The organism is Ruegeria sp. BG11 (assembly GCF_056538565.1).
Window position 1 is genome coordinate 25241 of record NZ_JBQFTH010000011.1, and the last position, 25592, is coordinate 50832.

28 protein-coding genes are annotated in these 25592 nt (G+C 60.2%); 16 read left to right on the forward strand and 12 right to left on the reverse strand.

Annotation, left to right across the window (positions count from 1 at the left end; all coding sequences use genetic code 11):
• Positions 1-19: 19 nt before the first annotated feature.
• The 5 genes from ACR0JF_RS17395 to ACR0JF_RS17415 all read right to left on the reverse strand — a co-directional run bounded on the left by ACR0JF_RS17395 (position 20) and on the right by ACR0JF_RS17415 (position 5754).
• On the reverse strand, positions 20-535 hold the full coding sequence (locus ACR0JF_RS17395; protein WP_170555488.1) for a DUF3035 domain-containing protein: 516 nt from the start codon (positions 533-535) through the stop codon (positions 20-22).
• Between the two features lie 50 nt (positions 536-585).
• Entirely contained in the window at positions 586-1056 is a 471-nt protein-coding gene (lspA, locus tag ACR0JF_RS17400) for a signal peptidase II (RefSeq protein WP_170661966.1), read from the reverse strand.
• On the reverse strand, positions 1056-2645 hold the full coding sequence (purH, locus tag ACR0JF_RS17405; RefSeq protein WP_170661964.1) for a bifunctional phosphoribosylaminoimidazolecarboxamide formyltransferase/IMP cyclohydrolase: 1590 nt from the start codon (positions 2643-2645) through the stop codon (positions 1056-1058). Before purH ends, lspA begins: the two co-directional genes overlap by 1 nt.
• Before the next feature lie 22 nt (positions 2646-2667).
• Positions 2668-4407 carry a heparinase II/III domain-containing protein gene (locus tag ACR0JF_RS17410; RefSeq protein ID WP_170473141.1) on the reverse strand — a complete coding sequence of 580 codons (1740 nt, stop codon included), beginning with the start codon at positions 4405-4407 and terminating at the stop codon, positions 2668-2670.
• 90 nt (positions 4408-4497) lie between these two features.
• A complete protein-coding gene (locus ACR0JF_RS17415; RefSeq protein ID WP_170661962.1) occupies positions 4498-5754 on the reverse strand; it encodes a transcription antitermination factor NusB in 1257 nt (418 codons plus the stop codon).
• Positions 5755-5844: 90 nt separating this feature from the next.
• On the opposite strand from ACR0JF_RS17415, the gene ACR0JF_RS17420 reads away from it, so the two are divergent.
• The gene (locus ACR0JF_RS17420) at positions 5845-6027 is read left to right on the forward strand and encodes a DUF1674 domain-containing protein (RefSeq protein WP_170661960.1); all 183 of its coding nucleotides are present in this window, start codon (positions 5845-5847) and stop codon (positions 6025-6027) included.
• Positions 6028-6031: 4 nt separating this feature from the next.
• On the opposite strand, the gene ACR0JF_RS17425 is transcribed toward ACR0JF_RS17420, so the two are convergent.
• Complete coding sequence (locus tag ACR0JF_RS17425; RefSeq protein ID WP_170661958.1) at positions 6032-6886, reverse strand: LysR family transcriptional regulator; 855 nt, start codon at positions 6884-6886, stop codon at positions 6032-6034.
• Between the two features lie 100 nt (positions 6887-6986).
• Here ACR0JF_RS17425 and tmpA point away from each other — a divergent pair, with 100 nt between their 5' ends.
• The 4 genes from tmpA to ACR0JF_RS17445 all read left to right on the forward strand — a co-directional run bounded on the left by tmpA (position 6987) and on the right by ACR0JF_RS17445 (position 10332).
• Positions 6987-8123: a 2-trimethylaminoethylphosphonate dioxygenase gene (gene tmpA, locus ACR0JF_RS17430; protein WP_170661956.1), complete on the forward strand. Its 1137-nt coding sequence runs from the start codon at positions 6987-6989 to the stop codon at positions 8121-8123.
• Positions 8120-8710 (forward strand): (R)-1-hydroxy-2-trimethylaminoethylphosphonate oxygenase, encoded by a 591-nt coding sequence (gene tmpB / locus ACR0JF_RS17435; RefSeq protein ID WP_170555472.1) that lies wholly within the window; start codon positions 8120-8122, stop codon positions 8708-8710. The genes tmpA and tmpB overlap by 4 nt, the downstream gene beginning before the upstream one ends.
• Positions 8707-9375, forward strand: a complete 669-nt coding sequence (locus ACR0JF_RS17440) for an ureidoglycolate lyase (RefSeq protein WP_170661954.1) — start codon at positions 8707-8709, stop codon at positions 9373-9375. Before tmpB ends, ACR0JF_RS17440 begins: the two co-directional genes overlap by 4 nt.
• Before the next feature lie 99 nt (positions 9376-9474).
• Complete coding sequence (locus ACR0JF_RS17445) at positions 9475-10332, forward strand: hypothetical protein (protein WP_170661952.1); 858 nt, start codon at positions 9475-9477, stop codon at positions 10330-10332.
• A 6-nt stretch (positions 10333-10338) separates the two neighbouring features.
• Here the strand turns inward: ACR0JF_RS17445 and dapB are convergent, their stop codons facing one another.
• Entirely contained in the window at positions 10339-11148 is an 810-nt protein-coding gene (gene dapB, locus ACR0JF_RS17450) for a 4-hydroxy-tetrahydrodipicolinate reductase (RefSeq protein ID WP_170661950.1), read from the reverse strand.
• Positions 11149-11239: 91 nt separating this feature from the next.
• On the opposite strand from dapB, the gene rbfA reads away from it, so the two are divergent.
• The 7 genes from rbfA to rpsO all read left to right on the forward strand — a co-directional run bounded on the left by rbfA (position 11240) and on the right by rpsO (position 15321).
• Positions 11240-11635, forward strand: a complete 396-nt coding sequence (gene rbfA / locus ACR0JF_RS17455) for a 30S ribosome-binding factor RbfA (protein WP_170379347.1) — start codon at positions 11240-11242, stop codon at positions 11633-11635.
• A complete protein-coding gene (locus tag ACR0JF_RS17460) occupies positions 11632-12366 on the forward strand; it encodes a phosphodiester glycosidase family protein (RefSeq protein ID WP_170661948.1) in 735 nt (244 codons plus the stop codon). The genes rbfA and ACR0JF_RS17460 overlap by 4 nt, the downstream gene beginning before the upstream one ends.
• A 60-nt stretch (positions 12367-12426) precedes the next feature.
• On the forward strand, positions 12427-13332 hold the full coding sequence (gene truB, locus ACR0JF_RS17465; RefSeq protein ID WP_170661946.1) for a tRNA pseudouridine(55) synthase TruB: 906 nt from the start codon (positions 12427-12429) through the stop codon (positions 13330-13332).
• A 21-nt stretch (positions 13333-13353) separates the two neighbouring features.
• Complete coding sequence (locus ACR0JF_RS17470; protein ID WP_170661944.1) at positions 13354-13857, forward strand: DUF1643 domain-containing protein; 504 nt, start codon at positions 13354-13356, stop codon at positions 13855-13857.
• Positions 13858-13954: 97 nt separating this feature from the next.
• Positions 13955-14092 carry a hypothetical protein gene (locus ACR0JF_RS17475; RefSeq protein ID WP_480669588.1) on the forward strand — a complete coding sequence of 46 codons (138 nt, stop codon included), beginning with the start codon at positions 13955-13957 and terminating at the stop codon, positions 14090-14092.
• A gap of 66 nt (positions 14093-14158) precedes the next feature.
• Entirely contained in the window at positions 14159-14908 is a 750-nt protein-coding gene (locus ACR0JF_RS17480) for a calcium-binding protein (RefSeq protein ID WP_480669589.1), read from the forward strand.
• A gap of 143 nt (positions 14909-15051) precedes the next feature.
• A complete protein-coding gene (rpsO, locus tag ACR0JF_RS17485) occupies positions 15052-15321 on the forward strand; it encodes a 30S ribosomal protein S15 (RefSeq protein ID WP_170661942.1) in 270 nt (89 codons plus the stop codon).
• Between the two features lie 108 nt (positions 15322-15429).
• On the opposite strand, the gene ACR0JF_RS17490 is transcribed toward rpsO, so the two are convergent.
• Positions 15430-17031: a BCCT family transporter gene (locus tag ACR0JF_RS17490; RefSeq protein ID WP_170555456.1), complete on the reverse strand. Its 1602-nt coding sequence runs from the start codon at positions 17029-17031 to the stop codon at positions 15430-15432.
• A 426-nt stretch (positions 17032-17457) separates the two neighbouring features.
• On the opposite strand from ACR0JF_RS17490, the gene pnp reads away from it, so the two are divergent.
• Both pnp and ACR0JF_RS17500 read left to right on the forward strand, forming a co-directional pair.
• Positions 17458-19605 carry a polyribonucleotide nucleotidyltransferase gene (gene pnp / locus ACR0JF_RS17495; protein ID WP_170661940.1) on the forward strand — a complete coding sequence of 716 codons (2148 nt, stop codon included), beginning with the start codon at positions 17458-17460 and terminating at the stop codon, positions 19603-19605.
• Positions 19606-19692: 87 nt separating this feature from the next.
• Positions 19693-20082 (forward strand): nuclear transport factor 2 family protein, encoded by a 390-nt coding sequence (locus ACR0JF_RS17500; RefSeq protein ID WP_170473105.1) that lies wholly within the window; start codon positions 19693-19695, stop codon positions 20080-20082.
• 3 nt (positions 20083-20085) lie between these two features.
• On the opposite strand, the gene ACR0JF_RS17505 is transcribed toward ACR0JF_RS17500, so the two are convergent.
• Positions 20086-20721, reverse strand: coding sequence for a DUF1326 domain-containing protein (locus ACR0JF_RS17505; RefSeq protein ID WP_170661938.1), 636 nt, complete (start codon positions 20719-20721; stop codon positions 20086-20088).
• 137 nt (positions 20722-20858) lie between these two features.
• On the opposite strand from ACR0JF_RS17505, the gene ACR0JF_RS17510 reads away from it, so the two are divergent.
• On the forward strand, positions 20859-21653 hold the full coding sequence (locus tag ACR0JF_RS17510) for a glycosyltransferase family 25 protein (RefSeq protein ID WP_480669590.1): 795 nt from the start codon (positions 20859-20861) through the stop codon (positions 21651-21653).
• Positions 21654-21722: 69 nt separating this feature from the next.
• On the opposite strand, the gene ACR0JF_RS17515 is transcribed toward ACR0JF_RS17510, so the two are convergent.
• Positions 21723-22373, reverse strand: coding sequence for a peroxiredoxin (locus ACR0JF_RS17515; RefSeq protein WP_170459651.1), 651 nt, complete (start codon positions 22371-22373; stop codon positions 21723-21725).
• 203 nt (positions 22374-22576) lie between these two features.
• Here ACR0JF_RS17515 and ACR0JF_RS17520 point away from each other — a divergent pair, with 203 nt between their 5' ends.
• Positions 22577-24016, forward strand: a complete 1440-nt coding sequence (locus ACR0JF_RS17520) for an aldehyde dehydrogenase family protein (RefSeq protein ID WP_170661934.1) — start codon at positions 22577-22579, stop codon at positions 24014-24016.
• Between the two features lie 55 nt (positions 24017-24071).
• Here ACR0JF_RS17520 and ACR0JF_RS17525 read toward each other — a convergent pair whose 3' ends face one another.
• The gene (locus ACR0JF_RS17525; protein WP_480669591.1) at positions 24072-24509 is read right to left on the reverse strand and encodes a glyoxalase superfamily protein; all 438 of its coding nucleotides are present in this window, start codon (positions 24507-24509) and stop codon (positions 24072-24074) included.
• A 174-nt stretch (positions 24510-24683) separates the two neighbouring features.
• The gene (locus tag ACR0JF_RS17530; protein ID WP_170379373.1) at positions 24684-25526 is read right to left on the reverse strand and encodes a bifunctional helix-turn-helix domain-containing protein/methylated-DNA--[protein]-cysteine S-methyltransferase; all 843 of its coding nucleotides are present in this window, start codon (positions 25524-25526) and stop codon (positions 24684-24686) included.
• Between the last annotated feature and the right edge of the window lie 66 nt (positions 25527-25592).

Below are 25592 nucleotides of genomic sequence, written 5' to 3' on the forward strand. Positions count from 1 at the left end.
ATGACAGAAAGTTAAAGAATTATTCATTCGGAGGTGAAGACGGTGTCTCTACCCCAATGCGACGGGCTGCATCGGTTTCGACAAAGGGATCGATCGACTGACGTTCGTAAACCTGCTGGTAGCGATCGACCGGGAACAGGCGCAGACCGGTCCAACGGCCACGGCGCTTGCGGAAGGCTTCGTCGTCAGCCTCGACCACGGCGCGCGCGTTTGCCGGAACGCCATAACGGCTTGAGGCAGTTACAAGCGCGGCATCTGACGATGGGATCGCCGCATTCGGGTTCAGCGCCGACGCGTTGCCCCCAAGGGCCACCACGGCATCTGCGTTCGGGTTCGGATCCGTCAGGTTGCCGCCGCCCGGTGTGGGGGCCGGCAGAAACGCATAGTCCTTCGGCTGGGTCAAGGGTTTAACCGGCAGCACGGAGAACTCATCCGGCCCTTCCCCCGGAGGGTCAAGATCGCGCAGGCCGGGGTTGTTGCAGCCCGCAACGGCTGCACCAAGGATCATGGCAAGTAGGGCGCGCGACAACCGCATCAGAGTCTCCAACCTGTTTCAGGTGCTTTTAACGCATCTCTTCGGGCGCGTCACGAGGCCTTTTTACTGTCGAACAACACCAGCCCGATGGCACCGGCAAAGATGAACACATCCGCCAGATTGAACACGAAGGGATTGTTGATGCCACAACAGGACATGTTCAGGAAATCCAGAACATAGCCATACAGCACCCGATCAACCACATTGCCCAGCGCTCCGCCGATCAGCAGCCCGCCACTCAGCAGCATCACCTTGGTTGGGGCCGACCGCCACAGCCAGATCGCAACCGCGATACAGACGGCCACGGAAATGCCAATAAGAACCCACCGCGCTGCATCTGAGTTGCCTTGGAAAAGGCCAAAATTGATCCCGCGATTCTCGCCGTATTTGAAAACAAGCAGCGGCGACAGAACGTCGATATTGCCCTCAGCCACGCGCATCACGTGAACGACCAGATACTTGCTGATCTGGTCGATCAGAAATGCCGTGATTGCGGCCCAGAGCAGAAGACGACTGCGCATCAGTGGCGGAAGTGGCGCATGCCGGTGAAGACCATGGCCAGACTGGCCTCGTCTGCCGCAGCGATCACTTCGTCGTCGCGCATTGAACCGCCGGGCTGGATCACGCAGGTCGCACCTGCCTCAGCCGCTTCCATCAGACCGTCTGGGAAGGGGAAGAACGCATCCGAGGCCACGGCTGAGCCGATGGTCAGCGGCTGCGGCAATCCCAGCACATCAGCCATACGCTCGGCTTTCTTTGCCGCAATCAGCGCCGAGTCGACGCGGCTCATCTGGCCTGCGCCAACCCCGACGGTCGCCCCGTCCTTGACGTAGACGATAGCGTTGGATTTGACGTGTTTGGCGACTTTCCAAGCAAACAGTAGGTCTCGCATCTGTTCGTCGGTCGGCGCCTTCTTGGTGACCACTCTCAGGTCATCCATGCCGACAAAGCCGTTATCCTTGTCTTGGACCAGAAGACCACCGGCCACCTGACGCACGGTTTTCCCACCGGCGGTCACGTCCGGCAGACTCTCGGTCGTCAACAGGCGCAGGTTCTTCTTGGCGGCAAAGATCTCCTTCGCCTCATCCGAGGCACCGGGGGCAATGACGACCTCGGTGAAGATGCCGGTGATTTCCTGCGCTGTCTCCGCGTCCAGAGGCTGGTTGAGCGCAACAATCCCGCCAAAGGCCGAGGTCCGGTCGCAATCGAAAGCCGATTTATACGCGTCCAGCAAACTCGCTCCGGTCGCGACACCGCAGGGGTTGGCGTGTTTGATAATCGCGCAGGCGGCAGTGTCGGCAGGGTTGAACTCGGCAACCAGCTCGAACGCGGCGTCGGTGTCGTTGATGTTGTTGTAGCTCAGTTCCTTGCCCTGATGCTGAAAGGCGGTCGCCACGCCGGGGCGGTTGGTGCCATCGGTATAAAACGCCGCCTGCTGGTGGCTGTTCTCGCCATAGCGCAGGGTCTGTTTCAGCTCACCAGCAAAGGCACGGCGCTTGGGGGCCTCCAGCTGCAGGGCATCAGCCATCCAGTTCGAAACAGCTGTGTCATAGGCCGCTGTGCGGGCATAGGCCTTTTGCGCCAGCCATTGGCGGAACCCATAGGACGTCTTGCCATAGTTCTCTTCCAACTGGTCAAGCAGCGATGAATAGTCTTCGACATCCACAACCACGTTCACAAAAGCGTGGTTCTTGGACGCCGCTCGGATCATCGCCGGACCGCCGATATCAATATTCTCGATGCAGGTGTCATAGTCGGCCCCTTTGGCCACGGTCGCCTCGAACGGATATAGGTTCACGACCAGCAGGTCGATCGCACCAATGCCATGTTCATCCATGGCCGCGACGTGACTGTCATTGTCGCGCAGCGCCAGAAGGCCGCCATGCACCATCGGGTGCAGCGTTTTCACACGGCCATCCATCATCTCGGGGAAGCCGGTGATCTCGCTGACGTCCCGAACCTCAAGCCCCGCATCACGCAGGGCCTTGGCGGTTCCACCAGTGGACAGCAATTCGATCCCGCGCTCGGCCAGCGCCTTTCCCAGCTCGATCAGCCCGGTCTTGTCGGAAACGGAAAGCAACGCGCGGCGCACGAGGTGAAGGTCGGTCATGGGTCCAAAGGTCCTTTTGGCGTCAGTCGAATTCGGGTTCGTCCCGGTGCATGTCGCGCACGGCATAGGCTGTATCCTGCGCCTTGCTCAACGTCCACTGGATGCGCGTCGCATACTCCATTGCGCGGCCAGATAGAACGATCTGTTTTGTCGCGCGCGGCTTTAAACGCCCTTTTTCAAGGTAAACGCTTGGCTCGACGGATAATTTTCCCACGCCATCATGGCGGAAAACCCAGATCTCACCGCTTTTGAGTGCCATCGACACTGCGGAGCCGCCCAAATCCACGGCCGCATCCACATCCGGGTGCAGGTGGAACCGGATGTCGAACCCGACACCTGCAAGGCCCGAGGCATCCATCGCCTTGTCAAACTGCCGCTTGGATTTGTCGCTTGTGGTCAGCAGGATATCCTCGCCCGTCAGCTCACGCCCGTCAAAGCGCAGCTCGAACGTGCGGGCGTGGGTCAGGCCGAAAACCTTGGTATAGCCATCGTTGCCAACCATGAAGCGGATGCCCTCGAACGCGTCCTCGAAATCCACGGGAACGTCTTGCGGCGCATCCACCAGCGCCTGCCGCTCACTGCCCGTTACAGGTTTGGCGAGACGCGCGCTGGAATATCCATCCAGACAGAGCGTGGAATGAGACGGCGTGGCCCGTCCCGCCCGGCGCCAATCCAAACCAAAACTGGCCCCGGAGCCACAATTGACGATCAGTGGACGCCGTCCCGAGGTCAGCTCGAACGCCGTGGTTGAGGCATGCGCGTTCAGCGAGGCCGCGCCGACGGGCGGAGGGCTGGCATCCACAATCACGGTCGTGCGGGCGGCAGACAGACGGGCAAAGCCCATTGGCAATTCGGTTGCCGCCTTGTGCTTTACCCCGCTTTGAGCCAGCGCTTGTTCCAACCGGCCTTCGATCCCACGCCCGCCGCCATGGAACCGGGCCAGAGCGCCATCCGCATGGCGCAAACTGCGCAGGGTAGGCGCAATCCGCTTGATCGCCGCAGCCTGCGCCACTGGTGTGCCGCGTCCAAGATCGCTGAGGGCGGCGGAAGTCCAGCCGAGCAGCGTAAATACCTCAAGCAGTTCTTCGGGGTTGCGCGTCGGGATGCCGCCCTGTTTGTCGACCTGCCGTTCGCATTCGCGCGCCAAAGCACGCAGGGCGGGATCGGCCATCCCCTCCAGCCCCTGCAAGGCCAATCCAGCCTGAACCAGACCGGCCAGTGCCTCGAACCTTGGCAAACCCGGCGTTGCGGCATGGGCCCGTTTCGACAGAAACCATGTTTGTTGCGCGAGAGACCGGAAAAACAGTTTAGTCTGCGCCTCATCTGCGCCGCGCAGCAAGAAGGACGCATGGTTTATCCAACGCATGACGCGCCGTCCGGTCAGATCCGGCACCCATCCGGGTCCCTGCCCGCGCCCATGCGCCTCAATCCAGCCCCAGACCCAGCGCTGCGCCTTGTCCCGCGCCCGCATATCGCCGACGGCGGCCAGATCATCCAGCCAGGCAAAGCCGTGCCTCTCATCGTCAAAACCCAGACTGGGGGCCGTGACCTCCCACAGGCCAGTATCCTGTGCCTCGACGAGATATCCGGAGAACAGCAGATTGCCCGCCACCAGCTGACGACCACGGGCAAAAGACCCGACGGTGCGCGGTTCGGGCTGCGTGACAAACCCCGTGACCGCCTTTTGCCGCTGACTCAGGCGCGCATAGAGACGGTTCTGAAACCGCATCCACCGGCTGGTCATGGTGTCCGTATCTGACATGACGCTCGTTACTCTGCCTCTTGCGCTCTGCTGGCGCTTGAGACCCAACGATAGACCGCGCCGATCGTCAAGTCATCGAAAAGCATGCGCTCAGGCGGATTTGTTTAGGCAGGCGATGTAGAATCCATCCATCCCGCCGCGACCCGGCCAATAATCGGGCCGCAGACGCAGACCGCCTTCCTCGGTGATCCACTCCGGCTCGACCCCATCCAGGTTCAACGCGTCGCGATCCACGGACATGTCCGGGTACATGTCCAGCGCCTCTTCGACCTGCACCTCGCCCTCATCAGGCAGCAAAGAGCAGGTGCAATAGACCAACCGCCCGCCCGGCTTGAGCAGGCTCCAGGCATGGGCCAGCATCTGCGTCTGCAACTCGATCAAACCGCCGAATTCCGAGCCGTCCTTGGCAAAGGGCAGATCGGGGTGGCGACGGATCGTACCGGTCGCCGAACAGGGCGCATCCAGCAGGATCGCATCATACTGACCCTGATGTTCCAGCGCATCGCCCGCGATAACGCTTGCCTCCAACCCGGTGCGCGTGAGGTTTTCGCGCACCCGCTCCAACCGCTGCTCCGATATATCCAGTGCCGTCACCTCGGCGCCAGCAGCGGCCAGTTGCAGCGTCTTGCCCCCCGGTGCGGCGCAAAGGTCGAGGATTCTCTCACCGGCCTGTGGGGCCAGCACACGCACCGGCATCGCCGCCGCCGCATCCTGCACCCACCAATCGCCCGAGTTGTAGCCCGACAAGGCCGAAACCTGCCCCGCATCCAGCACCCGCATTGACCCGGTCGGCAGGGCCTGACCCGGCGCATCCGCCCCCGGTTTGACCGTCAGATCCAGTGGGGCAGCCGCGAAATGCGCCTGCTCCATAACAGCAACGGCCTCTGCCCCCCAGGCCATGACCAGCGGATCACGCAGCCAGTCCGGCAGACGCGGCACGCGCATCTTGGGCCAAGCGTCTGGCCCTTCGGCGGCTACCTTGCGCAGCACCGCATTCACCAATCCCTTGAGGCGACCATGCTTGCGCGACCGGCCAACAATCTCGACCATGGAATTCACCACGCCATGCGCGGCCTCGCCGTGACACAGTTCGACCGCGCCCAGACGCAACGCGTTGTGGACGGTCAGCGCGGGGGTACGGTTGAGGTGATTGTCGAGCAGCCGGTCCGCACGCTCGAGCCCGCGCAGGGTTTCCAGCGTCAGGCGTTGCGCCCGCGCCCGGTCTTCCGGGGCCAGACGGTCCAGCGCGCCTGCGGCCAGACATTCGGACAAAAGCCGCCCTTCGCCCAAAATCTGATCCAGCAGATAGATCGCGCTGCGTCGCGCCGCTGTTGCATTGTCGGACATGGAACCGCCTTTTGATGTGCTTGTGGTCCGCATTGCCTTTGGCGGACGGTGGCGTATATCAAGACCGTGACCGGAAAGGAACCCGATGTCATGAGTGACAACACCAAAGATCTACCACCCGCAGCCCAGCGCGCTCTGGCCGAGGCCGCCGAGCGTCGACGCAAGGCCGAAGCCGATGCAAAAGACATGCCGAAAGAGCTGGGCGGACGTGAAGGACCAGACCCGGCGCGTTATGGCGATTGGGAGAAAAAGGGCATCGCCATCGACTTCTGATGGCTCATCCCCGCAGCGCTTGCAGGAAATCATCCAACAACGCGCGCTGCTTTTTCGATTTGGCCCGCTCCTCAGGCCATGTCAGCCAATAGCCGTCCTTGGTCTTCAGCTCTGGCAGGTCGAGCCTGCGCAAACGCCCCGACTGTAGGCTTTCTGCAGCGAGGGGCACTGATCCCAGAACAACCCCCAATCCCTGCCGCGCCGCCTTCATCGCATGCCCGACGGAATCAAAGCTGATCCGGCCCTGCGGCAGGTCCTTGATCCCCGCGCCCTGCGCCCAGTCCTGCCAGCCGGGTCGCTCGCCTCGCAGATCAATCACCGGCGCGCCCCATGACACATCCGGCGCAGCCATCGGGGCCAGCACCTCGGGCGCGATCAGTTTGGCCTTGCGCCCCGGCCAGACACCGCGACCGTATCGGATTTGCAGCCATGTCCGCTCTTCCTCCAGCGACGTTCTGCGCGTCACCGAATCCGTCATCACCCGCACCTTGGGCCGCATGTTCAGAAAGGCAGGCAAGGCTGGTAGAACCAGCGCGTGGATGTGTGAGGAAAGCCCCGCGACCCGTAGCTCTCGGGGGGATTTGCCGAACAGGTCTTCGGTGTTGCGTTCCAGCGCCTGCAGGCTGTCTTGCACCAGCGGCAGATAGCTTTCGCCTTCTATAGTCAGCGACACGCCCCGCGCCTCACGCACGAAAAGCGTGCGCCCGAGCCATGCCTCAAGGTTGCCGATCCGCTGGCTGACCGCTGCCTGAGTCAAACCGAACTCACGCGCAGCGGCCGAGAAACCGCCCAGTCGACCAGCCGCCTCGAACACCCGCAGCCAGTCAAGAGGCGGCAAACCGATTTTTTCCTTAGCCATTAGAAAAACCAACCCTCAGACGGAATAAGCATTAATTGTGATAATGGCACAAGGAGCGTATCCCCTTCAAGCAACGCCCGCGCTGAACAGGAGAGACCTCATGCTGCGCACCGCCACCTATGACCCTTCGGTTGTGACTATTGAATTCACCGACGGAACCTCAGCCCGATTTCATGCCATTTGGTTGCGCGACAACGCACTTGACCCGGACACCCGCGCACCAGGCAACGGGCAGCGCCTGATCACCATTGGCGACATCCCCGAAAACACCTCAGTCAGCGCGGCCGAAGTGATCGACGGCGATCTGAGCGTCACCTTCCAGCCAGAGGGTAAAACCGTCACCTTCCCCGCCGAATGGCTGGCCGATCATGTTTACGATCGCGATCAAAGCGCCCCGTTCGGGCGCATCGCCCCCGGCATCACCACATGGGAAAGCGGCATCGCAGCCCCAAGCGGCGACTGGAACGCGGTTCACGCCGACCCCAGCGCCAAACGGAACTGGCTGGCGGCTGTGGCCGAATACGGTTTTGCCAAACTGACCGGTGGCCCGACAGAGCCCGAATCGCTGCTGAAAGTAGCCGACCTGTTCGGCTATGTGCGTGAGACCAACTACGGCCCCTATTTCGAGGTCCGGACCGAGGTGAACCCGACCAACCTCGCCTATACCGGGTTGGGATTGCAGGCCCATACCGACAATCCCTACCGCGATCCGGTGCCGACGCTACAAATCCTCTACTGTCTTGAAAACTCGGCGGAGGGCGGTGATTCCATCGTCGTCGACGGTTTCCGGGCGGCGGAAAAGCTGCGCGACCAGAACCCCGAGCGCTTTGCGTTGTTGGCAGGCTTCCCGGCGCGATTCGAATACAAGGGCTCGGACGGGGTTTGCCTGCGCTCACGCCGCCCGATGATCGAGCTGTCCCCCGATGGCGAAATCATCGGCATCCGGTTCAACAATCGCTCCTCCGCGCCCTTTGTGGATGTGCCCTTCGACAAGATGGAGGCCTACTACGCCGCCTACCGCCAGCTGGGCGACATCATCGACGACCCTGCGATGGGCGTGTCGTTCAAGCTTGAACCGGGCGAGAGCTTCATCGTCGACAACACCCGCGTGCTGCACGCGCGACTTGGCTACTCGGGCGCAGGGTCGCGGTGGCTGCAGGGCTGCTACGCCGATAAGGACGGGTTGCTGTCCACTCTGGCCGCTATGGACATGGCGCAACCGGAGGCGGCGGAATGAAACCCGATTTCACGACCCTGAACCGCGACAACATCGTGGCCTTCATCGGCGATGTCTTCGACCGCCGTGGTGGCGAGGAATATCTGGGCGAGCCCGTGACCATGGCCGAACACATGCTGCAAGGGGCCACCATCGCCGAACAAAACGGCATGCCCGAAGAGATCATTGTGGGAGCTCTCCTGCATGACATCGGCCATTTCACCTCGGAATTCGGAACCTATCATCCTGATGACACCGAGGACCGCCATCACGAAGATGCAGGCGCCGAAGTACTTGAGCAGTTCTTTCCGTCCGTCATCACCGATTGCTGCCGCTACCATGTGGCGGCCAAACGGTATCTTTGCGCCACAAAGCCCGAGTATTTCAACCGGTTGTCCGCCGCCTCGGTCCACACGCTGGAACTGCAAGGCGGCCCGATGAGTTCCGAGGAAGTGACCGCGTTCGAGGCCAACCCGAACCTTAAAGAGATCATTCAGGTGCGATATCTCGATGAGGCCGGAAAGCGCGCGGATATGGAAACCCCTGACTTTGCACATTTCGCCCCGATGGTGCAGCGTATGGTCGACAAGCATATGGGTACGCCATGAACGCCCCGGAATATATCTTTGAAGCCAGCACCAAACCCTCGCTGCCGTGGCACGATGTTCCTCTGATCCGCGCCACGGACGCTTCGGTCAAAGGCTATGGCTGTTTGGTCGATGACCCAGAAGGGTTCGAGATCGAGATCACCCGCTGGCCGCAGCAAGGCTGGCGGCCCATCGACGAAGGCACCGGCGATGAAGGCGGCTGGGTCGAAGGCACATTCCATGGGCAGTGGAAAGGCGATGTCCTCTATGGCCGAAACGAAGCCGTGGGCGGCCACTACGTTCTGGGTTGGTCAACTGATCCTCAGCAGGCACAGGTCGAACGGCAGAGCGCACCGCGCGATCAAGTCCTTTTGTGGCACATGAACTACCACCCAGACGGTGGACAGATGTTCTGGCCGCTGGACAACAAGCCCTTTATTGTCCCCGTCGCCCTACCGGGCGACAATCTGACACCGGAAAAGGTGGTGGCCTTTTGGTGCGATGGCTCACGCGGCCTCTATATCAACCCCGGCATCTGGCATGAGGGGATTTTCCCGGTCGAAGACAACCAGCGGTTTCTCGACCGGCAGGGCGCGGTTCACGCCCGCGTCAGCGCGGATATCGGCAAGGAATTCGGCGTCTATCTCGCCTGCCCGCTGCGCGCGGACAAGATCAAAGACCTGTAAACGCGCGGTCATGACAGTGCGTTTTCAGAATCCCTTAACCTTTGTCCGAAGCATCTGTGTTAGGCTTGCTCCATATCCAACAGGTACGGGAGGCCTCAGGTGGGTTTGAACAGACGCAGAGTTGTCCAGTTGGGAACCGCGGCAACGGTCGGAACGCTGCTGCCGCGCATGACGCTTGCGGCGGCGGACCGGAATGAGGTATTCGAACAGGCTCTGGCCGAAACGCTTGCCCAACTCAGAACCAGCTTCGCCCAGCTTGGGTTCACCGAAGCACCGTCTTTGCCAATTGTCTCCGGTAGGGATGAATACAACGGCGGCCTGCGGCATGATTTCGATCAGTCGGTTCTGCCCTCCGGTGCGTTTGTCATCCAGCCTCTGGCGCGCGTTGCCGATGTGGACGAGAGGTCACGCCCGGATGTGCTGCCGCTGTTTCACGAGGTCGGCTGCCACCCTGCGGCGGCAGACGGGCAGGTCACCACCCGTCTGATGATGCAGCTTCTGACCGAAGGCTTCGGCCTCGACCCCGCCCGAATCGCCTTTGTCAGCGTCCCTCAGGCCGATGGCATGCGCCCGGTGCTGGACGAACTGGGCCTGCCCTTCGCAGAAAAGGTCCTGCTGCGCGATGAGGCCGAGGCCCTGGCGGCGCGCGATGCCTCGGGCTTTTTCTTCCCCGATCCGTTCGGTGATGCGTATATCGTGACCATGGGCGTCTACTACCGCCTGACGAACTCGGATGACCCGGCGCCCAGCGCATATCCTCCGTCGGCGCATTGGACCGAGATCGGAGAGATCATAGTCGCCGGAGACGCCGCGCCCTTGGGCATTTCCATTGGGGCCGAGAGGCTGACCTATGCTCTGACAGGCCAATACCCAAGCTGGGACCAACGGTTGGGGGCGCTGTTCGCTCAGATCGGACAGGACGGTCCGGCACCACCGGGCCTGACCGCCTTTCGGTGACGGGGTCTACAGCCCCAATACGTCCACCATGTCGTACTGGCCCGGAACCTTCCCCTGCCCCCACAGCGCCGCCTTCAGCGCGCCGCGGGCAAATATGGCGCGGTCCGTGGCCAGATGGCGCAAAACGATCCGTTCGCCAGGCGCGGCGAACAGGACGTCATGTTCGCCCACGATGTCTCCGCCGCGAATGGCGTGGAAGCCTATGTCTCCGCTTTTACGGGCGCCGGTGATTCCATCGCGGCCCCGGTCGGCCACATCCGACAGCTTGACACCACGCCCCTCGGCAGCGGCTTCACCCAGCATCAGCGCCGTGCCCGAGGGCGCATCGACCTTGTGGTGGTGATGGCCTTCGATCACCTCGATGTCGAAATCCTCATCCAGCGCAGCGGCGACTTTTTTGGTAAGTTGTACCAAGAGATTGACACCAAGGCTCATATTCCCCGCCCGCACAATCACCGCGTGGCGCGAGGCAGGCTCGAGCGCCGCGATCTGTTCTTCGGTCATGCCGGTGGTGCCGATCACATGCACACACCGCGCCTGCGCAGCCAAAGCAGCAAACTCCAGCGTCGCTTCGGGCGCGGTGAAGTCGATCACGGCCTGCGCCTGCGCGAACGCCTCAAGCGGGTCGTCCGTCACAGTCACGCCCAGCGCGGGGCCGCCCATGGCGGTGCCCACGTCCTGACCGATCCAGTCATGGCCCGCGCGCTCGACTACACCAACCAGACGGGCCTGATCGCTGTCAGTCACGGTCTTGATCAGCATCTGCCCCATACGGCCCGAAGCCCCTGTGATGACGATCCCCGGAATATGGGTCATTGCGCTGGTCCTTTTCGCTAAGTCGGCTCAAAGCCTCCTACCCGGTTCGCGCCCGCTTGGCAAAGGCTCGGTTAGGGCTTAGATCGTCGGTATGGCAAAGAACAAATTCCACGATGGCCCCGGCCCGTCCCAACGACAATTACGTGTCGGCGAACTGATCCGCCGCACCCTGTCCGAAGTTCTGGCGCGCGGAGATGTCCACGACCCCGACCTGAACCGTATGTCGATCACCGTGGGTGAGGTCCGCACCTCGCCCGATCTCAAGATCGCCACCGCCTATGTGCTGCCGCTGGGCGGCAAGGGCCAAGAGGATGTGATCGACCTGCTCGCTCGCAACAAAGGCGAACTGCGGCGCATGATCGGCAAAAAGCTGAACCTGAAATTCTCGCCCGATCTGCGGTTCCGATTGGATGACACGTTCGACCGTCTGGACGACACCCGCCGCATGTTCGAACAGGACGCGGTGCGCCGCGATCTGGACGAGTGATCCGGGCATTCGCAACACTTGGCGCGGTTCTCTGGGCCGCGCAGGCCCATGCGGTCACATGTGAAAAGCTGACCCATGAGGACAAGCGGTATACGGTCTGCGAGGTCGATGCCTCGGAAGACCTGCGCCTGTTTCTGAACGATGACGAAGGCGATTTGCTTGGGCATTTCTCATCGGTGAACGATACGCTCGCGCCCGAAGGCAAACGGCTGGCCTTTGCGATGAATGCAGGCATGTATCACGACGACCGCTCGCCCGTCGGCCACTATGTGGAAAACGGGCAAGAGAAGATGCGAGTGATCCCGAATGCCGGGCCCGGCAATTTCGGATTGCTGCCCAACGGGGTGTTCTGCATTCGCGAGGGCCGCGCTGACGTGTTCGAAACGCTCACTTTCGTGGATCAGGCCCCACAGTGCCGATTTGCAACCCAATCTGGCCCGATGCTGGTGATCGACGGCGAACTGCACCCCCGGTTCCTGCCCGATTCGACCTCGCGCTACATTCGCAATGGTGTGGGGACCAGTGCCGATGGCACGCGCACGGTCTTTGCGATCTCCGAGGATTACGTGACCTTCCATGAATTCGGCAGGCTGTTCCGCGACGTGCTGGAAACGCCGAATGCGCTGTTCCTCGATGGAAATATCTCGCGCATGTATGAGCGCGCCAGCAATCGGTCGGATATCGGGTTCTCACTGGGGCCAATCGTAGGCGTCGTCGAAGACGCGCCCTGAGTTTGACAGCGGCAAAACGATCCGCTACCCCGCGCGCCTTAGCAAAAGGCAAGGTGCAAGATGGGACGCAAACGTAAGGGCCGCGACATTTCCGGTTGGCTGGTGGTGGACAAGCCTGCGGGCATGACCTCGACCGCGGTGGTCAACAAGGTGCGTTGGGCGATGGACGCCAAGAAAGCGGGCCATGCGGGTACTCTGGACCCCGAAGCAACCGGCGTTCTGGCCGTTGCACTTGGTGAGGCGACCAAAACCGTTCCCTACATCACCGATGCTTTGAAAGCTTACACTTTCACCGTGCGCTTGGGGCAAGCCACAAACACCGACGATGCCGAGGGCGAAGTGATTGCGCAAAGCGATGCGCGCCCTACGGATGCCGATATCAAACAGGCGCTGGCCCCATTTCTGGGCGATATCATGCAGGTGCCGCCCAAGTTCTCGGCCGTGAAGATCGACGGGCAACGCGCCTATAAGCTGGCCCGCGACGGCGAAGAGGTAGAGCTGTCCGCCCGCCCCCTCTGGGTCGAAGAACTGATCCTCGTTGACCGCCCTGACGAAGACCATGTGGTGCTGGAGATGACCTGTGGCAAAGGCGGATATGTCCGCTCGATCGCGCGTGATCTGGGGGAGGCTTTGGGCTGCCACGGCCACGTCAAGGAACTCCGCCGCATCTGGTCCGGCCCTTTTGAGGCCGAAGATGGGTTGTCCATCGAACAGATCGACGAGATGGCCAAGACCGAGGCGCTGGACGACTACCTGCATCCGCTGGAAACCGGCCTCTCCGACCTGCCCGAGCTGAAATGCACACCCGAAGGTGCCACCCGTCTGCGCAACGGCAATCCGGGCATGGTTCTGGCTACGGACGTAGAATATGGCGATGAGGCATGGGCCTCGCTCGACGGCAAGGCCGTGGCGGTGGGCATCTACAAATCCGGCGAGCTGCACCCAAGCCGGGTGTTCGTCACCTGAACTCCGTGTTAGGCGAAGGGCATGATTACCCGAACGCATACCAAGGGCGATGCGCCCTCGACCGCCGTCTACTCGAATTGCGAGAAGTACCGCTATAGCCTGACCCGTGTTTGGGATCCGGCAGGGCATAAGGCGCTGTTTGTGATGTTGAACCCGTCAACCGCGACCGAGGTGCAGAACGACCCGACGGTCGAGCGTTGCGAACGCCGCGCACGGGCGCTGGGGTTCGGGGCGTTTCAGGTCACCAACATCTTTGCCTGGCGCGACACCGATCCGCGCAAGATGCGCGCCGCCGCTGATCCGGTCGGTCCGGCAAACGACGCGGCCATTCTGGAGGGCGTCCAATGGGCCGATCAGGTCATTGCCGCCTGGGGCACCCACGGCGCGCATCTGAACCGCGGCCCGGCGGTTGAGGCGCTGCTGCGCGGCACCGGGCAGCCTCTGTTTCACCTGGGCCTGTCCAAAGCCGGGCACCCCAAACATCCGCTTTACATCGCCTATACCCAGCAACCCGAACCCTGGTGACAAAGGGTTAACCACTCGGCCAGCTATGCTTTGACCGATGAACCGTTCGAATGGGACAGTGCCGCCAAGGCGTCTCATTTCTTTCGGAGGGTTCGTTATGTTTCTGGCCGGTTTGATCGGATTGGCCGCCGTTGGCGGCGCGGCGTACGCCATTGGGGATGTATTCATCGAAGACGAAGATGAGCAGGACGAGGGTGCGGAGGACGAAAGCCAGACGGAAATCAGCGAAGGTTAGTTCCTTGAAGTAGGCGAGAGTTTCGAGCCCCCGCAAGACAGCGACGAAACCACCAACAGCGGTACGGTGATCTCGGAACATGACGGCGATCTGGTGATCGCCGGCAGCGAAAACGCCGATGTCGTTACCGGGCAGGACGGCACGGACCAGATCAACGGCTATGGCGGTGATGACCACATCATGGGCGGCTATGGAGATGATGTGATTCACGGTGCCGAAGGTCAGGACAGCCTGTTCGGGAATGAGGGCGATGACAGGCTATATGGTCATTTCGGCGAGGACCATTTGCAGGGTGGAGAAGGCAACGACGCGCTGTATGGCGGTCAGGGAGACGATGATCTTGACGGCGGCGAAGGCAATGATGCCCTGCATGGTGGCTATGGTGATGACACTCTGACCGGCGGCGCAGGTGAGGACGTGTTGTTCGGCGGCGATGGCGACGACCTGCTACTGGGTGATGAGGATAACGGCGAGACGGACTATCTGAATGGCGGCGCCGGCGAGGACACGATACTGGCCAAAGACGGCGACGTCGCGACCGGAGGCGCAGGCGCGGATGACATCATCGCCGACACGGAGAATTCCGAAATCACCGTGATGGGCTTTCAACCCGGTGAGGACCGCTTTCTGATCACTTGGGAAGATCAGGACACCCCTGAGATCGAAATCGAGCAGGACCCCGAGAATGAGAACCTGACCCGCGTCAGCCTCAACGGCCACGAGGTCGCGCATCTGTTCGGGGCCGACGGGTTGACGGTGGACGATATCCAGTTGATGACCCAAGCCGAGTTGGCGGAATACCTGCCTGCTGGCTGAGCCGTCAGAATCCCTTTGCCATTCACGCCAAAAGCGCCTATACGCGCCCATCCGCATCGGAATCGGTGCGGTTTTCTCCATGGGCCTGTGCTGGACGACATCCCGGCCTGCGCCATTAACTCTAACCTTTGAAGGAGACCCCGATGTCGATTACTGCCGCTGAAAAAGCACGCGTCATGAAAGAATTCGGCACCAAAGAGGGCGACACCGGTTCGCCTGAAGTCCAGGTTGCCATCCTGACCACGCGCATCACCACCCTGACCGAGCACTTCAAGACCCACAAGAAAGACAACCACGGTCGTCGCGGTCTGCTGAAAATGGTCGCCCAGCGCCGTAAGCTGCTGGACTACCTGAAGGGCAAGGAAGAAGCGCGCTACCAGGACCTGATCAAAAAGCTGGGCATCCGCCGCTAAGATCAGAGCTGATCAAGCTGATATCAAAACGCCCGCCGAAACAGCGGGCGTTTTTTTTGGTGTTGCCATGTAGCAAGAACTAGAAGGCCCTGCGTGCAACTTGCGCTGCTACATCTTGGCTTTTTCCGATTTAAGCGCCAGCCATAGGCAGTAGCACATCATCAGAACCACCAGTGTGAACGGGATGCCCGTCGACACTGCCGCGCCTTGCAGAGCCGCAAGACCGCCGCCCAAAAGCAGGGCGATTGCCACCAGACCCTCAAGCGTGCACCAGAACACCCGTTGAATAACCGGAGCATCCATCTTGCCTCCGGCGGTAATGGTATCAATCACCAACGAACCTGAATCCGATGAGGTCACAAAGAACACGACGATCAATATCAGGGCGATCGGCGCGATGATGCCATAGAGCGGCAGTTCCTTTAGGAAACCGAACAGGGCACCCTCGGGGGCATAGCTGTCGATCACAGTCGCACGCACGCCTTCGGCTCCGCCTGCGTTCAGCATGTCGATCGCGGCGCCGCCGAAGGTCGACATCCACAGTGCGCAGACCGCAGTGGGGGCCAGTAGCGCGCAGAGGATGAACTCACGCACCGTGCGGCCCTTGGAAATGCGGGCGATGAACATGCCCACAAAGGGTGACCATGCGATCCACCAGGCCCAGTAGAAGGTCGTCCAGCCATGGAAGTAACTGGTGTCTTCTCGCCCGAATGGATTGGACAGTGCCGGCAGATGGGTCACGTAATCCACCATCACGTTGAAATACCGCGAAATGGCCGTACCCACACCGGTGACAATGATTACGAAAAGGAACAGACCAACGGCCATGATCATGTTGATCTCACTCAGCCGTTTCACGCCCGCATCCATACCCAGCAGGACCGAGCCCAGCGCGATCAGCGTGATACCGATGATCAGCAGGACGGTGACGGTTGGGCTGGGCTCGATGCCAAAGACCTCGTACAACCCAGCAGCAACTTGCTGCGCCCCAAGACCCAGAGAGGTCGTCAGACCGAACAGCGTTGCAAACACCGCCAGCGTGTCGATCAGGTGACCCCACCAGCCCCAAACACGCTCACCCAGAAGCGGATAGAAAGCCGAGCGCAAAGTCAGAGGTAGGTCAAGGTTATAGGCAAAGATCGCAAGACTTAGACCAACGGCGGCATATACCGCCCAGCCTTCAAGGCCCCAATGGTGGATCGTGCCGACAATACCAATATACTCATTGCCGGGCACTGCGATGTCGATACCCAGGGGCCGGGCGTTCCCACCTTCGGCAAAGTTGTAATAAACCGGCTCCATGACGCCGAAAAACAGCAGACCGATACCAATACCGGCGGCGAACATCATCGCGATCCATCCGGCATAGGAATAGTCAGGCTTGGCGTCCTTACCGCCGATCCTGACTTTGCCGACTGGCAGAACGATCAGAACCAGACAGAACAGGGTGATGGCGTTAACTGACAGGACGAGGAACCAGTCAAACGTGCTGGTGAGCCATGGTCTGAGCCAGCCAAAAAAGGCGGCCGCGGCCTCTTGGTTGGCCAATGCGATCAAAACGAACGCAAAGATCAAAATACTAGAGATCAGGAAGACCGGGTTGTGGATATCCAAACCGAATGGCCGGACGTTGTCCTGACCCAATTCATACTCGGTTTCGAAATCGTAGATCCGCGGATCCGGATCCAGCATTTTCTTGGTTTGAGCCATACTTTGCCCCTTTGCTCGCAAGCTGCAAACGCCAAGGTAGTCGGCCGGCTGACGGTTATGAGTATGTTACCCCCTTGGCGTATTCCCGTCTCTTCGACCGTGGGTTCAGTGGTAACAGTCTACACTGCATACAGTTTTTTCAAAACTCATTCATTTTTTTGAATCTTACGCCCCTTGGGAACTGACGTTTCGCAGCTTCAAAAATGGCGCTGCGCAGGGTGCTCAAATACCAGTCTGAGCGATTCTGCCAATCGTAGCGGTTCCCCTTTCCTTTCAACGCATTCTCATGTATGCGCGCGGGTATCTGAGACGTTGTGCCCTGACCCCGGCACTCGAATGGAAGATAAAGTGGGGTCGGCGGCAATGGGGCCGCCATGCAAACCGGAGACCCGCAGGGGCGGGAGTGCTCCGTTCTAGGATACGCATATGTTTGATGTAACAAAGAAATCGATTCAGTGGGGCGAAGAGACGCTGACACTGGAAACCGGCAAGGTTGCCCGTCAGGCCGACGGCAGCGTGATTGCCACGCTGGGCGAAACCAGCGTGATGGCAAACGTGACCTTTGCCCGTGCTCAAAAGCCCGGTCAGGATTTTTTCCCGCTGACCGTACACTATCAAGAAAAATACTATGCCGCCGGTAAGGTTCCGGGTGGCTTCTTCAAGCGCGAAGCACGCCCGACCGAGAAAGAGACGCTGACCGCGCGTCTGATCGACCGTCCGATCCGCCCGCTGTTTGTTGACGGCTTCAAAAACGAAGTTCTGGTGATGTGCACCGTGCTGTCCCACGATCTGGTCAACGACCCCGACATCGTTGCGATGATCGCGGCATCCGCTGCTCTGACCATTTCCGGCGCGCCGTTCATGGGTCCGATCGCCGGTGCCCGCGTTGGTTTCGAGGATGGCGAATACGTTCTGAACCCGACCGTCGACGACATGCAGGACCTGCGCCTGAACCCTGAACAGCGTCTGGACCTGGTTGTTGCCGGTACCAAAGACGCCGTGATGATGGTGGAATCGGAAGCTTACGAACTGTCCGAGGCGGAAATGCTGGGCGCGGTAAACTTCGCGCATGAGCAAATTCAGCCCGTGATCGACCTGATCATCTCGCTGGCCGAAGAAGCCGCGAAAGAGCCGTTCGAATTCGTCGCCCCCGATTACTCGGAGCTGTCCGCCGCTGTTTCGGCTGCCGGTGAAGAGCAGATGCGCGCCGCGTTCGCGATCACCGACAAGCAAGAGCGCACCGCCGCTGTTGCCGCGGCCCGTGAAGCGATCAAAGAAGCGCTGACCGAGGAACAGCTGGAAGACGGCAACCTCGGTTCCGCAATGAAGAAGCTGGAAGCAGGCATTCTGCGCGGTGACGTCGTCAAAGGCGGCAAGCGTATCGACGGTCGTTCGACCACCGATATCCGTTCGATCGTCGCAGAAACCTCGATGCTGCCGCGTACACACGGTTCTGCCCTTTTCACCCGTGGTGAGACTCAGGCATTGGCCGTGACCACGCTGGGCACCGGTGACGACGAACAGTTCATCGACGCGCTACACGGCAACTTCAAATCGAACTTCCTGCTGCACTACAACTTCCCTCCCTACTCGGTGGGTGAAGTTGGCCGCGTGGGTGGTCCGGGCCGTCGTGAGATCGGCCACGGCAAGCTGGCATGGCGTGCCCTGCAGGCGGTTCTGCCTGCAGCGACCGACTTCCCCTACACGATCCGCATCGTGTCGGAGATCACCGAATCCAACGGCTCGTCCTCGATGGCGTCGGTTTGCGGTGGTTCGCTTTCGATGATGGATGCGGGCGTTCCGCTGAAAGCACCGGTTGCCGGTGTGGCCATGGGTCTGATCCTGGAAGATGACGGCAACTATGCCATCCTGTCGGACATTCTGGGTGACGAAGACCACCTTGGCGACATGGACTTCAAAGTGGCTGGCACCAAAAACGGCATCACCTCGCTGCAGATGGACATCAAGGTTGCGGGCATCACGCCTGAGATCATGGAGAAAGCCCTGGCGCAAGCCAAGGACGGCCGGATGCACATTCTGGGTGAGATGGGCAAAGCCCTGTCCGAGACCAACGAATTCTCGGTCCACGCCCCGCGCATCGAGACCATGAACATCCCCACCGACAAGATCCGTGAAGTGATCGGTTCGGGCGGTAAGGTCATCCGCGAGATCGTCGAGGTTTCGGGTGCCAAGGTCGACATCAATGACGACGGCGTCATCAAGATCGCGTCGCCCGACGGTGAATCGATCAAGAAGGCCTATGAGATGATCCACTCGATCGTTGCTGAGCCGGAAGAGGGCCAGATCTACACCGGTAAAGTGGTCAAGATCGTCGACTTCGGTGCCTTCGTGAACTTCTTTGGCAAGCGCGACGGTCTGGTCCACGTGTCCCAGATCGAAAACCGCCGCCTGAACCATCCGTCGGACGTTCTGAAGGAAGGTCAGGAAGTAAAGGTCAAACTGCTGGGCTTCGACGATCGCGGCAAGGTCCGCCTGTCGATGAAAGTGGTCGATCAGGAAACCGGCGAAGAGATCGTTCCCGAGAAGAAAGAAAAGAAAGAAGACGCAGAATAATCTGTTCCTCTTTCAAATGATTAGGGCCCCGGTGAAACCACCGGGGCCTTTTTTGTGCTACAGTGCCGCCCAGCAGGAGGGTTGGCGATGTCAAACAAGGACCAGATGGATGAACTGGCGCGGCTTTACCTACAAGCCATCGAAAGCGGCGACCTGCCTGCGATGCTGAACCTGTTTGCCGAGGACGCGACGGCAACCTCTCCGATATCGGGCAAGCAACCGGCGCGGGACTTCTATACCAACGTGATGAACATCACGAGCGATCGGTCCACCCTTCACAAGAACACCTTTGCCGACACATCCGGCGCACCGCAGATGGCGGTTCATTTCAACTACACCCGCACCATCCGAAACGGGCACCCTGAAACGATTGAATGCGTAGACCTGTTTGAACTGACCGAGGATCAAACCCGATTCCAATCGGTGCGGATCATCTACGACACCGCACCGGTTCTTGTGGATTTTGGTGAAGCCTGATCCTTAGTGCGCCACCCCAGACGGACCGTGCTTCATGACATGCCACTGACCATAGCTGTCGTTCAAATCCAGCTTGATCGCCGCGTCGGCCTTGGTCGAGGCACTGCCGATCTCGGCTAAGGTAAATTCAATCCCGCCAGGAATGTCGATCCGCACGCGATGTGGGCCACCACCATGCGGCGCTTCAATGGGACGGCCGGTCGAATTCAGTACATCACCGATGGACACCTTGGCCGTACGCTCCTCCATATCCATCTCGAAATCTATCGGCAGAAATAGGGTCTCATGCACGGTTTTGCACATCGCACGGAAGACGAACCAATGGGTCGCCATCTCTTCGGTCTCTTCCCCGTGAAAGACCTTTTCTAGTGCGGCCCTCTGAGCATCTGAGGCGCTTGGATCGATGATCACCTGCATCTCGCCGCCGCCCTCAAAGATCGGACCCGGCCAGGCATAGATCAATGCAGCCTTGGCACCCGTTAAGTCAGTATCTCCGAAATGGCCTTTAGAGACCTCAAGTACTTCAAATCCACGGCAATTGCCCTGTGTTGGAAGTTCCTCGAACTGGCAAGGGCACGCGTAACCGCAATTACAGTTCCCAAAAGCATCACCTTCAACATACCAATCTGTAAATGCCATCGTCTTCTCCTGTGTTTCACAGTCTGATCGCCCGATGGTGCGGATGCCTGGTTCGTCTGCCTATCGCACCCTAGCATATTACTGTCCTTTCAAGAACCGGTCGCCGACAACGCTCGCACTGGTTCGGCTTGCAGCAAATGAACGCCCATTTCTCTCGCGTTGCTCTTCCCCCTCACGCGCCCGTGTTCTATTCACGCATCATGCGATCCTTTGTCATCCATATGTCCTCCAGCACAGCACGCCGCGCCAACGCAGACCAGCTGTGCAAGGACCTGCCGAATGCCGAACTGTTCGAGGCGACCAACGGACGCGACCCGGACCAAATCGCAGATGTGCGCCTGCATCACGGTACTTTGCACAAACCGCACTACCCGTTCGAACTGCGACCCGCGGAAATCGGCGTATTCCAAAGCCACAGGCGTCTCTGGCAGAAACTGGCGGATGAAGAGATCGACCTGGCCATCATCACCGAGGATGACCTGCGCGTCGATCCTGACAAAATGGCCCAAGCAATCAAAATGCTGCACGCCGTCGCCACCCCGGATCACTATATCCGCATCCCCGTCAAACAACGCGAAGTCGCGGCCCACACACTGGCCGAGCAAGATGGCCTAAGCCTGATTCTGCCCAAAGTGATCGGCCTGCAATGCGTCTGCCAGATGGTCGGCCGCAACGCCGCCAAACGGCTCCTGAAGGCAACCGATCAAATCGACCGCCCCGTTGACACATTCCTGCAAATGCACTGGATCACCGGTCAGCCAATCCATGCCCTTCTGGGCAGCGGCAACCGCGAAGTGGCCGGCGATATCGGCGGCTCGACCATCCAAACGAAACCACCCTTCTCAGACAAACTGACCCGCGAAGTCAAACGCGCTGCTTACCGAGCACAGCTCCATCTGCGCCCGCAGCGCCCGCCTGCTTCATCTGGCTGAAAATATCTTCGGGGGGAATCGCGCCTCAGGCGCGATGGGGGGCAGACAGCCCCCCTGACCCGACCTAAATCAGGACGGAGCCTTGGTCTTGCGCAGATAAGGGAAGATCGTCTCGAACTCACCAAACTTCGCTTTGGCGTCTTCGTTCGAAACGGTCGGTGGGATGATCACATCCTCACCCGGCACCCAGTTCGCAGGTGTCGCAACACCCTTCGACGACATCTGCAATCCGTCCAGCGCCCGCAGGATCTCGGCAAAGTTCCGGCCAACGGTCATCGGATAGGTCATCGACAGCTTCAACTGCTTGTCGGGTCCGATGATGAACACCGAACGCACGGTGGCGCTATCCGCAGGGGTGCGGCCATCGGGCAGGTAGGCCTCGGCGGGCAGCATGTCAAAAGCCTTGGACACCGCCAATCCGTCATCTGCAATGATCGGGAAACCGGGGTTCGCCTTGCCATAGGCTTCGATGTCTTTCTTCCACTTCTTGTGGTCCTCGACCCCGTCGACCGAAACACCGATCACCTTGGTGTTGCGCGCCGCCCATTCGTCATTCAGTTGGGCCACTGCCGAAAACTCGGTGGTGCAGACCGGGGTGAAGTCCTTGGGATGCGAGAACAGGATCGCCCAGCTGTCACCAATCCAATCGTGAAACTGAATAGTGCCCTGATCCGTCTCTGCGGTGAAATTCGGGACCGTGTCGTTGATACGCAAACCCATGGTGCAACTCCTTCTTTGGTTACTGACCGAGTCGAATGCAGTGAGCCTAACCACTTTGCGCCAGAGTTAAACCTTCCGCAAAAGTCTTTTTCCGGGACGTCGCCAAACAAATTTGATCAAATTACCCCCTTGCCGCGCCTTAGAGCGAATGACAGACTGCGCGGCAAAACCAGTCTTTGACATCACGGCCCGGAGGATACGCCATGATCGAAAAACGCGATTTCTACATTAAAGGTCAATGGGTTGATCCATCTGAGGCGAATGATTTCGAGGTCATCAACCCCTCGACCGAGGAACCCTGCGCGGTGATCTCCCTCGGCTCTCAGGCCGACACTGACGCCGCCGTTGCCGCGGCCAAAGCGGCCTTGCCCGGCTGGATGGCCACGCCGGTCCAAGAGCGTATCGCCATGGTTGAAAAGCTGGCCGACCTCTACATGACCCGGTCCGAGGATCTGGCGCAGGCCATGTCGCTTGAGATGGGCGCGCCGATCGACATGTCGCGCACGGCTCAATCCGGTGCCGGGATCTATCACCTCAAGAACTTCATCCGCGCCGCCAAGGCGTTTGAATTCGAGCGTCCCTTGGGCGATCACGCCCCCAATGATCGCATCATCTATGAGGCAGTAGGCGTCGCCGGTCTGATCACCCCGTGGAACTGGCCGATGAACCAGATTACCCTAAAGGTCGGCGCGGCGGCGATTGCTGGCTGTACGATGGTTCTGAAACCGTCGGAGCAGAGCCCCCTGAACGCAATGATCTTTGCCGAGCTGATGGACGAGGCCGGTTTCCCACCCGGAGTATTCAATCTGGTGAACGGCGATGGCGCGGGTGTCGGTTCGCAACTCTCTGCGCATCCGGATGTGGACATGATCAGCTTCACCGGCTCGACCCGCGCGGGTACCGCGATCTCAAAAAGCGCTGCCGATACCCTGAAGAAGGTGCATCTGGAGCTGGGCGGCAAAGGCGCCAACGTGATCTTTGAGGATGCGGATGAAAAGGCAGTGAAACGCGGCGTACTGCACATGATGAACAACACCGGCCAAAGCTGCAACGCCCCCAGCCGGATGCTGGTGCAGCGCCCGATCTATGACAAGGCCGTTGAGACCGCAGCCGAAGTGGCCAACAATGTCACGGTCGGCCCGGCCACAGAGGAAGGCCGCCATATCGGCCCCGTTGTGAATGAGCTTCAGTGGACCAAGATTCAGGATCTGATCCAAGCCGGTATCGATGAAGGCGCGCGGCTGGTCGCGGGCGGCACCGGACGGCCCGAGGGGCTGAACAAGGGCTACTACGTGCGCCCCACGGTGTTTGCCGATGCCAATAACCAGATGACCATCGCGCGGCAGGAGATCTTCGGCCCAGTTCTGACCATGATCCCCTTTGACACCGAAGAAGAAGCCGTCGAGATCGCCAATGACACGCCCTATGGCCTGACCAACTATGTCCAGACACAGGACGGCGCGCGCGCCAACCGTATGGCGCGGGTATTGCGTTCCGGGATGGTCGAGATGAACGGCCAGTCACGCAGCGCAGGCTCTCCTTTCGGCGGCATGAAGCAATCCGGCAATGGTCGCGAGGGCGGTGTATTCGGTCTGGAAGACTTCCTTGAGATCAAAGCCGTCGGCGGCTGGGCCGCAGAATAGCCATATGGCCTGATCCAGAAAGATTGGTGAGGCTCGGGCAGAGCCTCACCCTATATTAGGCAGGACGCACAACCAATTGGGGTTGCCCGTCCGACGTCCTTTGCGCTGAGCGTCCATCCCAACCGATCACCCCGGTTACACGTTGGCGGTACGAGGAAAAGCTCTCGAATTGCACCACATCAACCGGCGTTTCAAAATGCAGCGTAACCCTCCGGTTAGCCCCATCACCTAACAGGGTCATGCCGCGTATTTCGGCTGAGAACGGCTGCCCTAGATATCGCCCTTCGACCCGATCTCCGACACGCAAGTGCATGCGGTTGCCAGCTTTGGCGTGCAGTATATTCCAATCCCGAACGCCATATTGATGGGCCAGTATTTCCAGCGCCTCGCTATGTGACAGGGTCATCTCTCTGGCGCGTAAATCTTCACGCAAGCGCTTGGCCTGCGCTTTCAACTCGTCCACAGGTGGGATCGTCTTTTGTATCGTCATCATGTGCCTCGTTTCCTTAAACGGGCGCGAAATCAGGACGGGGTTCGCATTGCCATCCGCGCGCCGTTAAAGTGGCAACAGATGTTCATATTCAGGGTTTCACCAAAGCCAAAGCCCGCGAACGGCAGGGGACCCAAACCTTGCGCGTCCTTTTGCACTAGTTGGTTGCAGAGTCAATCAGGCATCCGCCTGCGCGGCCTCGTAGGCCAGCATCGCGCGCTTCACCGGCAGACCCCAATGGTATCCGCCCAGACCGCCCGACTTGCGCAAGGCCCGGTGACAGGGGATCAGCCAGCTAACCGGATTGCGCCCAACCGCTGTCCCCACCGCGCGCACCGCCTGAGGCGACCCCACCCGCTGCGCGATCTCTGAATAGGTTGTGACCTGACCCGAGGGGATGTGCATCAGCGCCTCCCAAACCTTGATCTGCAGGGGCGAGCCGATCAGATGCAGTGGTGTCTCGGACCGGTCCGCGCCAAAGGAGGCCTCGACCCAAGGACGCAGCTTTTCGGTATCCTCGACGAAATTGGCCTTGGGCCAACGCGCGGTCATATCCTTCATCGCGGCGGCCTCGCCGGTTTCGGCACCGAAGGCAATTCCGCAAATGCCCTTGTCAGTCCCCATGACCAAGGCTGGTCCAAAGGGACAATCGAACCACCCCCAGTAGACCGCCAGCCCCGCGCCTTTTCGGGCGTATTCACCGGGGCTCATGGATTCCCATTTCAGGAACAAATCATGCAGCCGGCCACTGCCGGACAGGCCGACATTATGGGCAGTCTCCAACGTGGTGAATCGTTCCCGCAGCAGCGCCTTGGCATGGCCCAGCGTCAGGTATTGCTGGTAGCGCTTCGGCGATACCCCAGTCCAGCGCGAGAACAGGCGCTGGAAATGGGCGGGGCTCATGCCCATCTGACCAGCCAGCTCTTCAAGGCTGAGGGTTTCGCCGCCCTGATCAATCAGCTCGATCGCGCGGCGCATGACGTTGTAGTGGTATCCGCTTTCGGGGGTCTGGACGTTCATGGCTTTCACCTCATCTGTTGATCTGAACCATAACGCGCAGGTCACGCCCCCGCGACCCGGAACTTG

Coding starts and splice junctions, on each gene's coding strand:
- ACR0JF_RS17440 (WP_170661954.1), top strand. CDS start 8,707: ATGAACGCCCCGGAATATATCTTTGAAGCCAGCACCAAACCCTCGCTG.
- tmpB (WP_170555472.1), top strand. CDS start 8,120: ATGAAACCCGATTTCACGACCCTGAACCGCGACAACATCGTGGCCTTC.
- ACR0JF_RS17490 (WP_170555456.1), bottom strand. CDS start 17,031: ATGGCTCAAACCAAGAAAATGCTGGATCCGGATCCGCGGATCTACGAT.
- ACR0JF_RS17475 (WP_480669588.1), top strand. CDS start 13,955: ATGTTTCTGGCCGGTTTGATCGGATTGGCCGCCGTTGGCGGCGCGGCG.
- pnp (WP_170661940.1), top strand. CDS start 17,458: ATGTTTGATGTAACAAAGAAATCGATTCAGTGGGGCGAAGAGACGCTG.
- ACR0JF_RS17395 (WP_170555488.1), bottom strand. CDS start 535: ATGCGGTTGTCGCGCGCCCTACTTGCCATGATCCTTGGTGCAGCCGTT.
- rbfA (WP_170379347.1), top strand. CDS start 11,240: ATGGCAAAGAACAAATTCCACGATGGCCCCGGCCCGTCCCAACGACAA.
- tmpA (WP_170661956.1), top strand. CDS start 6,987: ATGCTGCGCACCGCCACCTATGACCCTTCGGTTGTGACTATTGAATTC.
- ACR0JF_RS17525 (WP_480669591.1), bottom strand. CDS start 24,509: ATGATGACGATACAAAAGACGATCCCACCTGTGGACGAGTTGAAAGCG.
- lspA (WP_170661966.1), bottom strand. CDS start 1,056: ATGCGCAGTCGTCTTCTGCTCTGGGCCGCAATCACGGCATTTCTGATC.
- ACR0JF_RS17520 (WP_170661934.1), top strand. CDS start 22,577: ATGATCGAAAAACGCGATTTCTACATTAAAGGTCAATGGGTTGATCCA.
- ACR0JF_RS17425 (WP_170661958.1), bottom strand. CDS start 6,886: ATGGCTAAGGAAAAAATCGGTTTGCCGCCTCTTGACTGGCTGCGGGTG.
- rpsO (WP_170661942.1), top strand. CDS start 15,052: ATGTCGATTACTGCCGCTGAAAAAGCACGCGTCATGAAAGAATTCGGC.
- purH (WP_170661964.1), bottom strand. CDS start 2,645: ATGACCGACCTTCACCTCGTGCGCCGCGCGTTGCTTTCCGTTTCCGAC.
- ACR0JF_RS17510 (WP_480669590.1), top strand. CDS start 20,859: ATGAACGCCCATTTCTCTCGCGTTGCTCTTCCCCCTCACGCGCCCGTG.
- ACR0JF_RS17515 (WP_170459651.1), bottom strand. CDS start 22,373: ATGGGTTTGCGTATCAACGACACGGTCCCGAATTTCACCGCAGAGACG.
- dapB (WP_170661950.1), bottom strand. CDS start 11,148: ATGACCCATATTCCGGGGATCGTCATCACAGGGGCTTCGGGCCGTATG.
- ACR0JF_RS17500 (WP_170473105.1), top strand. CDS start 19,693: ATGTCAAACAAGGACCAGATGGATGAACTGGCGCGGCTTTACCTACAA.
- ACR0JF_RS17415 (WP_170661962.1), bottom strand. CDS start 5,754: ATGTCCGACAATGCAACAGCGGCGCGACGCAGCGCGATCTATCTGCTG.
- ACR0JF_RS17470 (WP_170661944.1), top strand. CDS start 13,354: ATGATTACCCGAACGCATACCAAGGGCGATGCGCCCTCGACCGCCGTC.
- truB (WP_170661946.1), top strand. CDS start 12,427: ATGGGACGCAAACGTAAGGGCCGCGACATTTCCGGTTGGCTGGTGGTG.
- ACR0JF_RS17410 (WP_170473141.1), bottom strand. CDS start 4,407: ATGTCAGATACGGACACCATGACCAGCCGGTGGATGCGGTTTCAGAAC.
- ACR0JF_RS17530 (WP_170379373.1), bottom strand. CDS start 25,526: ATGAACGTCCAGACCCCCGAAAGCGGATACCACTACAACGTCATGCGC.
- ACR0JF_RS17505 (WP_170661938.1), bottom strand. CDS start 20,721: ATGGCATTTACAGATTGGTATGTTGAAGGTGATGCTTTTGGGAACTGT.
- ACR0JF_RS17420 (WP_170661960.1), top strand. CDS start 5,845: ATGAGTGACAACACCAAAGATCTACCACCCGCAGCCCAGCGCGCTCTG.